Below are 15,452 nucleotides of genomic sequence, written 5' to 3' on the forward strand. Positions count from 1 at the left end.
TCCATAATTGCGGGAGAGAAGAGGTCTCTTACACCGCTGGGGATAGAGGCTAAAGCGCATATCGACCCGTTTAACTTTCTCTTCACGACAGACTGTCAATAAAGAGCCTATTTATACTTAAATAATTTTAAGTATCTAAACTTTGCAACCATTTTTTTTGCTGCTTGGTCAACTCAACTTTTTCCACCAACTCTGGTCGGCGATCTAAAGTCCGTTGATAGCGCTGCAAAAACCGCCATTTCTCGATATTGGCATGATGTCCAGATTTTAAAACCTCTGGAACATCCAAACCTTCGAAATGATCAGGCTTGGTATATTGTGGACAATCCAATAAACCATCCACAAAAGAATCTTGTACTGCCGACTGGTCATCTGACATAACATTCGGCAAACGTCGAATGATACTGTCTAATAACACCATCGCAGGCAGTTCACCACCCGATAAAACGTAATCCCCAATTGACCATTCTTGATCAACATAATGCTGGATTAAACGTTCATCGACCCCTTCATAACGCCCACACAATACAATCAAGCCATCATAGTCGACAAATTGTTGTACTGCCTGCTCATTTAAGGTTTGCCCTTGCGGTGACATATACACCACAGGTGCATGAACACAGCCTGCTTGCGTAGCGAGTTGTTTGGCATGGCAAATCGCTTTCGCCAAAGGCTCAGCCATCATCACCATACCAGGACCACCACCAAATGGACGTTCATCCACTCGTTTGTAGTTGCCCTCAGCAAAATCTCGTGGGTTGATGCAAGTGACTTGCACGATGTCACGTTTCGATGCACGCCCGCTAATCCCGTATGCTGTAATCGCTTCGAACATCTCAGGAAATAATGTGATGACTGCAAAAAACACCGCAGACTCCTTTATTATCCTGCTGCGCGACTATCCTCTATAGGATTAGTAATCTACGCCCCAATTGACGTAAATACGACCAGCTTCAAGATCAACGCGTTGTACCACATCTTTATGCCAAGGAATCATGCGTTCCTCAGAGTCAACGCTGTCAAGGGTTGCTTTTACAACCATGACTTCATTGGCACCCGTTTCAAACAGCTCATAGATTTGACCGAGATTAACTTCCTGCTCTTCATCATCCAAACCGAACACGGTTAAGCCTTTAAGATCAGACCAGTAATACTCGTTCACATCCGCTTTTGGAAGCTGTGATTTGGCAATCCAGATATCCACGCCAACTAAGTTTTCTGCGCCAGTGCGATCATTTACACCTTTTAACGCAACAACCAAGCCTTTGCCATGTGGTTTCCAACGTTTTACATCGATTGTTTGCCAACCTGCCTTGGTCTCAATGTACCAAGGAAGGTAGTCAAACATATTGCTCATAGGTTCAGTATTTGAATACACCCAGAGCCACCCATTTAATCCATAAGCTGAACGTAACTGTCCAATCTGAATACGATCTTCTGGTACATTCTGTATTGGTGTCATGGGTTACCTACTACAATACAAATGTTATGCAGCAGCTACAGCTTTCTTAGCTTGAGCAGCTAAAGAAGCAACACGCTCTGAAGGTTGAGCGCCTTGAGCAACCCAGTGTGCAAAACGATCAGCATCTAAACGAAGTTTTTCCGCTTGACCTTGTGCAGTTGGGTTAAAGAAACCGATACGCTCGATGAAACGACCATCACGCGCATTGCGGCTATCAGTCACAATAATTTGATAGAATGGACGTTTTTTTGCACCACCGCGCGCTAAACGAATAACAACCATGAGAACAACCTTATAGTTTTTACGGATTATCCCTGCACCGACCATCGGCAGCATTTCAAACCCCTTTAATAGAGGGCGACATTCTACGTTAAATTTACACTGAAAGAAAGATCAAATATTAAGTTATCCGCAGCTTTGAATTTAAATGATTGAAATCCAAATTCATTACCAATCTTCTGATTCTGTACCACAACTCTGATTGGTAATATTGGCCGTGGTTTTGGTTTTACATTTTATGCCCGTACTGGTGAGTAATAAGGAATAATTACGGGGACTTTGGCTTTCGGCTTTGAGTGACCAAGCCTGTGAATTTAGGTTCAAAATCAAAGTAAATTTTTGCTTTCCAGTTGTTGTATCCAATGGAATCAGCAAAGTTGTATTGGTTGCATTCGGAACATCGAAGTAAGGTCCTTTATTTGTCGAGGTTCCTTTCAATACGAAACCATCATAACTAAAGTTACGTGTCCGATGTTTTTCTAATAGAGCTGCGACTTTATGCATCTCTTGTTGTGCCGTTGATAGATCTGCACGGCGTATATAAATGTCATAGCCGGGGATCGCTATCGCTGCCAAAATAGCAATGATAGCGACAGTGACCATCACTTCAATGAGTGTAAATGCCGATTGTTTATTCATTGCTTTCATACCATTTGAGTGGCACGATTTGACGGCGGACATTTTGCTGTTTTGACACACTTTCTGTAGAATTCGCACCCTTCCTATTATCTCCACCAACAACTTGTCTGGATACACCTGTCCCTGCTCCAATGGTCACAGGAATAATGCCTTTACCCATATTCAGCCCACCCAAACCATTATAGTTAGTGTCATCTTGTTGCTCACAAATGCCATATGGCAAACAATATTGACGAATATAACTTGTACCTTTAACGCCAACACTACATGCAGCAGGATCTCCTACTTTGGGATTAAACACGCTCGCATAAAGCTTTTTATTCATGACGATCATTTCATCCATGACTTTTTGTTCACTTGCGAGTTTTACATACCAACCATGATCTCGTAAATTTACATCCAAATCATTTAATGTACTGGCTGTGGTTGGCATGATTTCATGTAAATGCAATTTTTTTATACCGATGGTTGTATTGGTAGCTAGGCTAAACTTAACCACTTCATTATCAAAAATATTAAAAATCGCTCCAGCACTAGTATCACTGATCGGTAAACTACGGTTACTAGAGGCAATACTAATGACTGCTTTTGTTTGTAGACCATGTCCATACACACTAAAGTTCGGTGCTTCATAGAAGCGAATGTTCTCAGGAACATCTTTTTCAGGATCATTTAAAATAGAATCTTTTAAATCCAAAAGTTTCGATGTTTTTGCAAATGCAGTTGTTGCATCCTTATCCAAACTATTATCTAGATCAATACGCCATAACTGCCCACCTAAGTCACCAAAATATAAATGATCCGCTGTACCATCACCATCACGGTCAATGGCATTAATACGACTGACCACGCTATATTGCATATCTGTGACACTTAGAGCATTTTCTGTATTACTACCATTTTTATTCGTTGCATTCGCACTGCTCCACCACAGTAAATCGCCATTTTCAGCATCAAACATATAAACGCCTGCGCCTTTTTTATTGGATTGGATGTAATCTTTATCTTCATATCCCAGGTCATAGCCTCCACCAACGAACATCACTAATTTTCGTTGACCTTTCCAATGAATATGAGTAATGGTTGGCTTAGACCAACTTTGTCCCATATAGCTGAGTGGGGTTCCTGCTGCGGCATGATCAGGATCAATATGGAATTTTAATTTTGGCTGACTCAAATCACCAAGATCAAGGGCATAGTAACTCCGTCCCCCCATACGTAAACCACCGTAGAGATATTGTTTACCACACGCACCTTGTACTTCTTTTCCATCCTTTTTGCATGCTTGATCACCTACTTTTCCAACGGTCCATTTTTTATCAGTATTGTTCCACACATATTCGGCATAAGCGGTCCAAGCCCCATCTATACCATATTGCATATTGCCAAAACTGCCATGTCCCGATAAATTATTTCCTTTAAAAGCTTTGCGTTGCTGATCATTTTCAAGCATTTCGTTGGGTACAAAGGTAAATTTTTCTGTACCACCTTTGATCACTTGACCATCTTCTATATGATCTTCAGCATACACAACATGCAATAACCCTTGGGTTGAACCAAAAACGATATAATCCTCGCGTTGCTTTAGAGAACGACCTTCAAACGTTGCTTCTTGTGTAATTTTGATCGGTGTTGAATGAAGTGGCATCCCCACTTTACGATAGTTATTATTAATTTTAAGAGCGTCAGAACCATCATTCATGACAATGTCATAACCTAATAATGCCATGAGATCTTTATGGTAAGGATCGAAATCACCTTCACAAGCTTCTTTATAATACTCATTACCAATTCTGTTTAAGCTATCTGAGGCTTCATACTTCCCTGTTTTAGTCCCACCTGCATCCTCAACGGTACAACTACGATTGATATAAACTTGTCGTGCACTTTCAATCGCTGTTCCATCTTTTTCATGAGCAATTGGAAGCCGATCAACACCACCACCTGTTAGAATATTAGTCTGATCAATATTATTATCCCCCCAAAAATCTTTATAGTTTTTAGTTTGAATTGTCTCACCATCTTGAGTGGTGTATTTTTTTAGATTACCAAACCAGCTTTGTTTATCACTCGGTACAAACATGTTTTGGTAAACATCATTTTTTAAATCATGAGGGGTTAATGGATCAGCAGGAATGGTTGGGGCACCTAAGAATGGTTCGTATTCGGTTACTCCTAAATCGGCATGGAAATCTAAAATCCCTTGAGCAATACCATCTTTACTCGCTTCGGTATACCAACCACCGCCACCATTTACCCCCCAACGTGCTAAGTTTCCAATATCATCGCTATTCGGTGCTGTTGGCAATACAAACTCTAGTAAGTTTTTTACGGCAGGTGAAAGAGTTCCAACAATTGGGTTGACCAATGTACTGACTAATTTTGCAACTAAACCATCCCCCCCTACGCCCACAGCAACGTTATTATTGTCATCAACTGAAACATAAGTGAACTCACGACCAATGCCTGCCACTGCCGTTTTAATTGATGTAGGATTATCCAATAAAGAACTAGAATATTTAGCTAAACACTCCCATGTTGCCTTGTTAGAACCTGTAGCCCAATCTGTGGGTAGACTTGTACAATAATCAGCAATCTTAGTAGGAGTAACATTTAAAGATTTTTGCATCACCCTTTGTACATCTATTTTAGCTTGGCTCTCATCTAAACGTGGGACGTTACCTGTAATGACATAAATACCATTTGCATTACACTGTGAAGATACAGGTAACGGACTATTATAAGTACTACCTTTTGAGCCTGAAACAGAATCAGTAAAACCACTATAAGCAGCATCGTAAGCAGGGTCATACTGATAGTAATATATTGCAAGATTATCTAAATTTGCAGTTAAACCCGTTACAATTGATCCAACAGGTAGCAATCCATTTACTAAATTATTTAGCCCTATTCCTTGCACAAGATCATTCACAACACTGTGCTGTTTTGTATAATCATAAGTAAAATTATTAGTACTAGATAAAGTTGCAGCCCCCCAACCTGTGCATTCTCCAGTCTTCGGGTGATTGGCTGTACAAGTACGAGATAAAGCTAAGTTAGCTCCTATTTGATCTACAATATTGGTAATAGGACTTAGAACTGGTTTTAATACTCCTCCAAGAAGACCACATGTGAGCCCTCCAATTATAGGAACACTACAAACTGTATCTATGACTGTCTGAACAGTTCCTCCAACTGTAACTGCAATTCGAGCCCCAACAACTTTCGCACCAGTATGTTGAGTAGTACGCCCTAATAAATATGCGCCTGTTTCAGCATAGGCTGGAGCAGTTGGAACTTCTGCCTTATTCAATAAAGCATCAAGCCCACCAGCTAATCCACCACCCAATAAACAACCAGCAGCATCACCTATTTTGGTTAAATCCAAAGTCGTCGCTGTTAACAGCGTTTTTACGCATGTTGTAGTAGCATCTAAACTGGCAGGCTCCAAATTACTCACTGCTGTCATTAAGGCTTGACGTTGGGCTGACCCTATGTCGCCCAATCTCTGGGCTGGCACAGCAATCATCCCTGCTGAACTTTTGGTTGTTGCAGGAAATACAGTCAAACCAACGTAAGTATCAGATGGTAACGCAGTAATTCCCTTATCTGCATTGCCATTTAAAACATCATTTACTGCTTTTCTTATTCTATACAAACGACTGTAACAACGATAACCATTCCCCAGAAGCCCTTGAATTGGTTCACAACTTTTTTTCACATAGTCATAAGAGCTTTTTAATCCTAACAAATCACTGGAGTTACCTGTAACTCCATTTAAAAGTGTACCCGTTAACCCATCTACATTTGCTAAAGTAGCTAATAATGAATCATCAAGTATAATATCGCAGTATTGACCATTCGTTGAATTTGAAGCAGGCGAGAGATTGACAGTTAATCCAGCAATATTAAGATTTAAAAAGCTTAAAGCACCACCACCAATACACAATGGATATTCTTTCATCAAATCAAGTGCTGATGACCCCATTGTTCGAGAAGTATCCACCATCAATATAATGGTTTTTTGATCTACATTCGATTGATGATAAACCTCAATATCACTTGCAGAAGCAACTGAAGACATCACAAACAGACTCGACAGAATGGAACACCTAAACAGTAAGCCTTTCACTTTACTTTGTTGCTTATGCTCACGTTTTGTTAGTTTTCTCATTTTATTATTATTCATGACCCTTTCTCCCTTATGAACCTGATGGCTCAAAGTCCGATAAGAAGCGATATTCTGCAACTTGCATGTTATAGATCGGTTTTTCACTATTTTGTTTTAGACAGAGTTCGACATCATCGATACTTTTTCTTAAGCAGCCTTTTTTAATATCACTATCTACTTTAAATAATGCATCATCGCTCACTAAACCCTTCATCACCGAGACCACATATACTTGCAAACGAATATTATCCTCAGTTTTTGCACCCAAAACTTCTGTACCACGCGCTAAATCAGCAAAAGGAGTTGTCGGTGTGGTGGCTCGTTTAATATAAACTTGAGTCACAACTTGTTTACGTCCACCAGATTTTGAAGCGGTATCGTCTTCACTACTGGGGTTACATACTCCACCACCCAAGCTATTAAACTCATTACTATTCAACAGATAAGATGCTTTGCTTAATTCAAATGGATTAGTGTCAGAAAAACAAAATACCAATTCAGCATCTTTATGATTTTCATTTTTAAAGAAGCCGACAATGCCATTGGCTGCTGCGATATCAGGCGTATTGTTAGGATTTTGCAATGCCAACAAAGCAGCATCAGAGCTTTGTAATAACAGAGTTTGAATCTGATTATTGGTCACCAGTTTCAATGAACTGATGCTTTGACGAATAGCCAATGTCCCCACAATCATAATCAGCAGCAAGATCATGAGTACAACGATGAGCGTTGAACCTCGTTCAGATCGAATCATGTCCCACTCTCCCCTGTACATTTAGGTGAACTAGCACCAAACTCACAGCCTTCCGTGACCCAACCCATTGCATTTCTCAATGAAATAGTTTGATTCACTGCTTGACGTAAATGACCATTTTTATATTTTTCATCTAGCTCAACATCAGACCCCAAGACCTGAAACGGCCTCCCATTTCTTTCCTTAACGATAGATTGATTGCCTGCCGTATCTGCCGACTGGACTAAGACACCCAGTTGAATCGCATGAATATGTGGGCGAACTTTTTGGATAATACCGTCTATGTTTTTATCTACAGTTTGACCTGAATATTTGGTTAAATCCCCATATTCAATCGTGCTTGATGCATCATTTAGACCGCCATCCATCCAGCCATAACGCACTGTAAAATAATCAACATTGGGTAAAATTATCTGACCACCGCCCCAACTTAAGGACAGCTTATTTGTATCACTTTTTCCATCTAAGTCAGCCTGCGTATATTGGGCTGCCTGACAACGTAAAGAACGACGAGGCTCATCTTTCGTTGATTTATTTACATAATAACGCTGCACCACAAAATCATCTTTTTCGAGTTTATTACCTGAACAATCAAAACCAGCTTGTGGTGCTTGGTAACGGATCAACAACTGATCATTTTCTGCCGCGCCTGTTAGGTTGGATTTTTCAAAACTTTTTAATGGTTTACTGTCATCCTCTTTATCTTTATTTGGTTCATCAAAACATGCGAGGCAATTTAAATTTATTTTTTCCCCGATATTGTTTGTCGACACTAAAATCCCAGCATATTCAATTTTGTCATTTACTGCTGGCACTGGCGCGCTCAGATTTGCTTTGCGAATATCATTCACAATAAAATTTAAGCCCAAACTTGCATTGTCCTGAATGTGTGACATCGCTTTTTGTAATTTATAACTGGTCACACCTGCAATAAACAATTGGATTGCGGCAGCGACAATAATCAGACCTAACACAAGTGAAATCATCAACTCGATCAGCGTGAAGCCTGAGGCAGGATTACGTCGAGCAACGCTCGACCTGAGAAGCTCTGCCTCGCAAGAAAGACGAGAAGCTGTGCTTCGAGTACCAGGGGTCCAAGCGCAAGACGAAGCGCTATGCTTGGGGTGTTTTAAGAGACTCTTTTTCATTTTAATAAGCCTCCAAAAACAAACAGTGTGAACCCTGCACATACGCACCGTCTTTAATACAGTTCTCTAGTTTTAAATCACTACCTTCAACTAATGACGTTTCTCCCCATGCCACATAAATACATTGTCGGGCATCGCTTGTCGGGCAACGACTCACAGCGAGATTCATACCATTTTCACTTGCTTGCAGTGCCGCATTTTGTAGGTCTTGTGCTGCAATTTTTTCTGGATTTCCTGCTTCGGTTCCATATGCTTCGGTTCCATCGTTTGAGGGTACAGCCACCGCTCCAATCTTATACTTGCCATCGCTTAACCCTTGTGGATTTGCACGCATCAGCTCTGCCAAATCACGGGCAATGGTCAATGCCAATACTTGTTGACCTGCCTCAGCACTCGCATCAACAGCTTTTAGTTGTAATGCAGCAAAACCAAGGACAGCGATGGCTAAAAGTATTAATGCCACAAGCACTTCGACCAAGCCCACACCTTTTTGATTGTTATTATTCATGTGCAAGCTCCTTCTTTTATTGTTGTATCAATCGTTATGCCAACACCAATACAATACGTGATGCCTTTTCTTTCTAATTGAAAATTAGTAGAAGCGGCAATACTGCCGTTATTTCTAAATTTCAGGTGGGTCGTTGTATTTTGGACTGCTTGAACCCCATTTTCTAAACGAGCCACAAAAGTTCTTTGTGTTTCATCTTTGGGAATACTAATCGCTGTCGCACAATCATCTGCTGACAAAGATGCTAAACACACGCCTGTCGTATCACGGAGCGTAACCGCCTGACTTCTTGCTTCTGATATTTTCATTGCAACTTCACGCGCAGAGCTTTCAAGTTTTTTACGTGTGATCATGTCTGAAAAAGACGGTGCTGCCATCAAGGCGATAATGGCTAGAACCGCAATCGTAACGATGAGCTCTATCAGAGTGAATGCTTTATATTTTGCTTGTTGCATATCGCCCTCCATATGCACAATTTTTATAGTTTTGATTTATGTTCTAATGTTTAATTATCAATTTCCTACCAAACCGTAATGAAATCTATTTTTTATGGATGAAAGGTAGATAATGTCAGATAACTGCAAATTTATTAAATACAAATCAACTTTTATTGAATTAAGGATAAATTAATCACAAAATTAAGCTTATTTTTAGTTCATAAAACAATCACAATATTAAAAAATTAACCTAACTCACGATATAAAAAGCAGAAAAGCAAATACCTTTCGATATTTGCTTTTCTTGAAGATAGGGTACCTTATGATGGAGTTAACGACCATCCCAATTAGAAGTTGCGGATAATGCACATATAGAAGCACCTTTAACCCAACATTTTTGACCTTCGCTATTTAATATCAGAATCCCATCATCTTTTTGTGCCGATGTTACTATTGGCAGAGCAGTCAATGTCCACGTTGAAGCTGTGACAATTAAATCTAAATCATATAAGGCCACCCCGCTTTTAGGTATGACATTAGTTCCATAAATACCATTAATCGTTGCACTAGAATAATTACGATTGACTACTTTATATTGACTTAAACGATGCGCGATATCCATCATTTCAGCCTGTGCATCTGCACGCTTTGTTCTTTTCACATAGTCTTGATAAGAGGGATAAGCAATCGCGGCTAAAATAGCAACAATTGCTACCACAATCATTAGCTCAATAAGCGTGAACCCTTTTTTCTTATAATACATGATCAATCCTCTTCACTTTCGTCGTCATGCTTATAATCACACCCAACACCTTTAGCAGGATCTGTCTCAATATTCACAGGGGTAATCGTTTCACATTTAACCCCTGTACTTGTCAACAAAAAAGAGCTATTTCGGACATCATTACTTATTGCTTTGATCGCCCATCTTTGTCCAATAGCATCTGAAGAGGTTAATAGAGGATTACCAACACTACCATCCACAATGGTAAGCGTATATTTAGGGTTCGCACTCTCTAGAGGCAAGGTTAACTCTTGCTTAGTTTCATCAAAACTATCTATTCGAGGGCTAGGCGGCGTAGGATATAAATAACGCGGATTAAACCCTCGATAAGTAAAGTTTCTTGATTTATGCCGCTCCAATTGCTCTGCAAGTTTATGCATTTCTTGTTGCGCCTGAGCGGCTATAGCACGACGAGTAAAGTGCTCATAGCTAGGTATAGCTATTGCTGCGATAATCGCAACAAGCATGACCACAATCATTAACTCAATTAAAGTGAAACCTCTATTAATCATAATTCGATCTCACTTATTGCTTCGCATAACGTTCATACCAACGATTTGGAATAAAACGCATCGAACCGCCTGCTTCAATGAATTTTCCACCCGCTTTACAGTCCGCACCTACGCAACCTTTACCAATATCGTCTGGATCAGGTACAACAATCGATTTGGTATTACCCCCACTCACCGAACCAACATTCAGACTTACAATACCTGCACCAAGGTTATAGCTATAGTTAGCATTTTCAGCACAAACACCTGTCGGCAAACATAAGCGCTGTGCAAAACTCTGTCCTTTTACCCCTGCTCCACAGTTTGAAGATGTTCCATCTTCTGAGGCATCATACATAGTGACATACAAACTACCTTCCATAGCAATCAAAGGTGCTAGTCCCTTAATTACACTGGCATTTGCACCAGCATGATTTTCACCTGTTGCGCTAAACTTTTTATCGAATCTGAAGTACCACCCTCCCCAGCCCGTTGTGGAGTTTGCTATTGCCCCCATTACTCTAGTTCGATTATTTCCGTCCGCTTGATCTTTACGGACCAAGTTCTCATAACCTATATACATAAGTTTGTTTGTTGCTGCATTTGTATCCGTTATCGCAGCCAAAGTCCGAGCAGTAATATTAGAATCAGGATAAAACTGACCATTCGGATGAATATCATAATCATAGATCGCATAGACGGCATCATATTGCAATCCTGTTGAATCTCGCTTACCTGTTACCTCTGGAGAATCACTAGTTGCTAAAAGTGGTGAGCTCTTATTCCCTGAAATAAAACTTACTACTACTACATTTGCCCCTTCTAAACGATCAGAACTATGATGAGCTGTAAAAACGGGATTTAAATAAAAGCGAGGGCTAGTACCATCCGTTTGATGTACGTCTAAAACTTTAGTGATTTGACTATCAAACTTGTTTAGGTTCCGAGCAAAATCAACACGGAATGCTTGTCCAGCCAAGTCACCAAAATAGATATGATCGACCATACCATCATTATTACGGTCAACTGTTTTAATCTCACTCACAACACTGTATTTTAAATCTTCGTGACTAATATTTGGAATTGCCTCTACGGGAGTAGACGGTCCCCCCGTTGGGGCAGAAGACTCACTTTCAGCATCTGACTCTGCTGGAGTATTGGCATACCACAACAAATCTCCTGTATCAGCATCAAACATATATACGCCTGAACCACGTTTGTTTTCTTGTTGATAGTTATATTGTTCATATCCTGCATAGCCTGTTCGAACACCGTTTTCCCATAAACCATCACCATCATCGCCACCAGCATCATAACCACCTCCAACGAACAGGACCAATTTACGCTGCCCTTTCCAGTAGACATAATCTAGTTTAGGTTTTGACCAACTCTGCCCCATGTTTTCAATCTCAGAAAATGCTTTACCCTCTGGATAGTCTTTGGAAAAGACCTTACCTGCGCTTGGGTCAATATGGAATTTGAGTGCTGGATTATCAATATCTGTAAGATCTAAAGCATAATAGCTGCGGCCGCCCATTCGCATACCACCATAGATCCACTGTTTACCCTTAAAGTTTTCTTTGTCCTCTGCTGTACCTATTGCATTACGAACAGCTTCTTTTACGGTCAGTGTCCCATCTGGTTTTGTAACATATACTGTATGGGCAGCCCACTCTCCATCCATGCCATAATAAAGCGCATTTTTACCGCCTGCTAAAGTTCCTGCATTCGACCTAAAAGTCTCAGCTTGTTTCTCAATCATTTCTTTTGGTACAAAGCTAAATTTTTCTACGCCAGTATCTGCATTAACTACACTGAGTAAACCTTGAGTTGTCCCAAACATGACATAGTCTTCACGTCCTGTCGTACCAATGTGGATCTTCCCAGCAGTATCACGAGTTGCCTCAGCCTTTCCTTCTTGTGTTAGTAATACTGGCAGCGAATGATAAACGCTTCCCATTTGACGTAATGTTGCAGTCATTGTTGCCAAATCCAAACCATTAGTGTCAGTTGCTGTAGAAATGTTATATCCCAACAATGACATTAACCCTCTAACACGAGACGCTTCATCAGTTTTGGTTTTCTCATTCGTAGTGTAAGTATAATCAATACGGTTTAAATCAAAATTTCTGCTAACTTGTTGGTTTTCACTTTTGGTACCATCAAAGACATAGTCCGTAAGAACTTTACGTCCAGCGATTGTCGTTGACTCTTCACCATCTGTAAAAGTTTCCGTACCTAGTTTTAATTTACTTAAAGCACCATATTTTTCATAAATTGGTGTATCTGTTGGATAAGAAGTACTCTCAGACCCCCATATATCTCGTAAATCTTGTAATGTACTTTTTAAAACAACGGTACTCGCATCACCACTCGCACTTGCATATACACCATTATTGACAACATAATATTTTTTAACATTTCCGAACCAAAGCTGTTGCTTATCTTCAGACTTAACTTTTGGCTCAAACTGTGGGAAATAGGCAAATGGCTGAATAATTTCAGGGTTTAATGCGTCCATTGGAATTGTTGAAGACCCAGTACTAATACTTGGAACAGAACCGCCTACCTTATCAATAAATGCGTTGAGACTGTTGACAACATCCTCTGCTTCTGTCCCAACAATAAATCCACCTAAACCATACTCTCCACCATCTTCTTCTAATTGCCCCCACGCTGTTGCATTACTACCATCAACACTACCACTTTGAAACTCAGAACCAAATCCGACAACAGCAGTCAACACTACACGTTTATCATCCTGTACCCCTAAGGCTGTTTTAATGATACTTGGGTCATTAAGAGATTTTGCAAATGAACCTATGGCTTGCCAATCTGATTTCATCTTGCCATAGCCAGTTATACTTGTTCCATCATTAGTACCACCCGAAAGTCCTGCACTAAAGCTATAACTTGCTCTACCCAATGCTTTTGCCATTAGATTACTCGTATCCGTGGCATCTGGAGTTTGTGGTGCACCATCTGTTAAGAAATAAATACCTTGACCGCTACACTCCGCCACATCAGAAGATTTATTTAATGGCGAAACATACTTTGTATTTGCTCCAGTGCCTGTCACCAAACTTGCATCTACTGTTCGAGAGTGTTCAACACCACTATAAGTTCCTCCACCTGTGGTTGTTCCCAACAAATATGCCGCCGCTTCTGCATAAGCAGCAGAGGTTGGTGTGCCACCATTTCCTTTGAAGTTTGGATCTTTAATTAAATTTAGAACTTTGGTACGTTGTGGTGACCCAACTTCGCCCCACGGCGCTGCTGGAATACGCATATAGCCTTTCCGGTTAATATCCGTACCTGCGCCAATATATGGAAAAGTTCCGATCCCAATTTGTACATCTTTTTTAATACCTGTAGGATTCGTATTTTCATCATAAATAGGCATTGTTGCTAAAGTATAAAGAGCCTCTTTAAGGCGACTCATCCTGTCATAACGCTTTGTAAAGGTACTTGCTGTTTTAAAATAATAATCAAATCCTGACGAACTAAGAGTTTGATTACGAATAAAGCCCGTTAGGTTGGGACGTAGACTAAGTGAAACATTACAATTATTAATACTTACATTACTCTCAGAAACCCCACTTGTACCACTACCACAACGCCACCAAGTTGTTTGATCTCTGGTGCTACGATAATAAAATGTTCGAGCACCACCACCAACAATACAAAAATCCTTTTGATACCCTCCAACCGCCATTTCAGCACCATCAAAACTTCTTGTTTCCCCCACAGGTAAATCACAAGCACTCGCCCCTGCTGCTGCTACACTCATACTCCCTGATGTATCTAGCATCATTACTACTGTACCCGTGGAGGTATTTTGCTGTCCTGGAATATAAATCTCTATATCTGCTGCATAACTTGATACACTTGCACAAATCAATGAAGTCATTGCTGCTGCTATTGCACTGACTTTAAAACGATTTGACCAGTCAACCTGTTGCACATCTGCCAGTGCATCATTTTGGCGAACTTGTTTCATTTTTAACTCTTTCATGATTTATTCTCCTAAGATGCACGCACAGTTTTAATGGTGTATTCCATTTCTTGTGTACTGTATGGAACATTATTTTTAGACAAACAGTCAGTGACTGTATCTTCGTCCGCACTCTCATCCCAAAAACTGGTGTAATTGGTTAAACATGTATCAATGCTTGATCTTGGGCGATCACTTAAATTAGGCAAAATTGAAGTTGCAGTGATCACAACTTTTTGAATCCCTGTACTCTTTGAGCTTTCTTTATCATCACCTTCCATCATGTGCTCCCAATCTCGACTATTATCCGCAGCACGCACTGATACTTGTGTCATAACCGCATTACGACCACTCAAAAAGTCAGTAACTCGACTAACTTTGCAGAAACCATTTTGCCCCATTTCAGTATTTTTAATTGTCGAGCCTTCCCAATACACCACACTCGCTAAACGACTTCCCGCAAAGCTATCAGTCGATGTCCCACGAATACAGAACACCAGTTCTTTACCTTTATTCTCTGGGCGTAAGGTATAGTTCAGCATTCCATCACCAATACGCATATTGGCAAAGTCCAACTCATCATCGGTTTTATTTTCTAGTGTAAAAAAAACAGAATCACTGGTCTGTTTAAGTAAAGCCTGTGCTTGCGCATTCGTTGCAATTTTTAAGGATGTGATACTGCCACGTATTGCCCATGTACCCACTATAGTTAAGAGAGCCAACATAACCAGCACCACTATCAGGACTGAGCCTGTTTGAGCTTTTTTCTGTATTTGATTATTCAT

At 40.2% G+C, this 15,452-nt stretch carries 13 protein-coding genes; all 13 read right to left on the bottom strand.

The features are described from left to right. Positions 1–127: 127 nt before the first annotated feature. Positions 128–868: a tRNA (guanosine(37)-N1)-methyltransferase TrmD gene (trmD, locus tag F903_RS00955; protein WP_004673133.1), complete on the bottom strand. Its 741-nt coding sequence runs from the start codon at positions 866–868 to the stop codon at positions 128–130. A 45-nt stretch (positions 869–913) separates the two neighbouring features. After that, on the bottom strand, positions 914–1,462 hold the full coding sequence (gene rimM / locus F903_RS00960; RefSeq protein WP_004673135.1) for a ribosome maturation factor RimM: 549 nt from the start codon (positions 1,460–1,462) through the stop codon (positions 914–916). 24 nt (positions 1,463–1,486) lie between these two features. After that, positions 1,487–1,744, bottom strand: coding sequence for a 30S ribosomal protein S16 (rpsP, locus tag F903_RS00965; RefSeq protein WP_165382351.1), 258 nt, complete (start codon positions 1,742–1,744; stop codon positions 1,487–1,489). Positions 1,745–1,909: 165 nt separating this feature from the next. Next, complete coding sequence (locus tag F903_RS00970) at positions 1,910–2,389, bottom strand: type IV pilin protein (RefSeq protein WP_005193820.1); 480 nt, start codon at positions 2,387–2,389, stop codon at positions 1,910–1,912. Continuing rightward, the gene (locus F903_RS00975; RefSeq protein WP_005193822.1) at positions 2,373–6,569 is read right to left on the bottom strand and encodes a PilC/PilY family type IV pilus protein; all 4,197 of its coding nucleotides are present in this window, start codon (positions 6,567–6,569) and stop codon (positions 2,373–2,375) included. The genes F903_RS00970 and F903_RS00975 overlap by 17 nt, the downstream gene beginning before the upstream one ends. Positions 6,570–6,582: 13 nt before the next feature. Beyond that, positions 6,583–7,305 carry a PilX N-terminal domain-containing pilus assembly protein gene (locus F903_RS00980; protein ID WP_005193824.1) on the bottom strand — a complete coding sequence of 241 codons (723 nt, stop codon included), beginning with the start codon at positions 7,303–7,305 and terminating at the stop codon, positions 6,583–6,585. Next, positions 7,302–8,453 (bottom strand): prepilin-type N-terminal cleavage/methylation domain-containing protein, encoded by a 1,152-nt coding sequence (locus tag F903_RS00985; protein ID WP_005193825.1) that lies wholly within the window; start codon positions 8,451–8,453, stop codon positions 7,302–7,304. Before F903_RS00985 ends, F903_RS00980 begins: the two co-directional genes overlap by 4 nt. 1 nt (position 8,454) lies before the next feature. After that, on the bottom strand, positions 8,455–8,961 hold the full coding sequence (gene pilV, locus F903_RS00990; RefSeq protein ID WP_005193826.1) for a type IV pilus modification protein PilV: 507 nt from the start codon (positions 8,959–8,961) through the stop codon (positions 8,455–8,457). Next, positions 8,958–9,416, bottom strand: coding sequence for a pilus assembly FimT family protein (locus F903_RS00995; RefSeq protein WP_005193827.1), 459 nt, complete (start codon positions 9,414–9,416; stop codon positions 8,958–8,960). Before F903_RS00995 ends, pilV begins: the two co-directional genes overlap by 4 nt. Before the next feature lie 313 nt (positions 9,417–9,729). Further along, positions 9,730–10,161 carry a type IV pilin protein gene (locus F903_RS01000; RefSeq protein ID WP_005193828.1) on the bottom strand — a complete coding sequence of 144 codons (432 nt, stop codon included), beginning with the start codon at positions 10,159–10,161 and terminating at the stop codon, positions 9,730–9,732. 2 nt (positions 10,162–10,163) lie between these two features. Further along, positions 10,164–10,694 (bottom strand): type IV pilin protein, encoded by a 531-nt coding sequence (locus F903_RS01005; RefSeq protein WP_005193830.1) that lies wholly within the window; start codon positions 10,692–10,694, stop codon positions 10,164–10,166. A 13-nt stretch (positions 10,695–10,707) separates the two neighbouring features. Next, positions 10,708–14,688: a pilus assembly protein gene (locus F903_RS01010; protein WP_005193832.1), complete on the bottom strand. Its 3,981-nt coding sequence runs from the start codon at positions 14,686–14,688 to the stop codon at positions 10,708–10,710. An 11-nt stretch (positions 14,689–14,699) separates the two neighbouring features. After that, on the bottom strand, positions 14,700–15,452 hold the full coding sequence (locus F903_RS01015; protein WP_005193834.1) for a pilus assembly PilX family protein: 753 nt from the start codon (positions 15,450–15,452) through the stop codon (positions 14,700–14,702).

Source organism: Acinetobacter sp. NIPH 298 (assembly GCF_000369505.1).
Taxonomy (GTDB): domain Bacteria; phylum Pseudomonadota; class Gammaproteobacteria; order Pseudomonadales; family Moraxellaceae; genus Acinetobacter.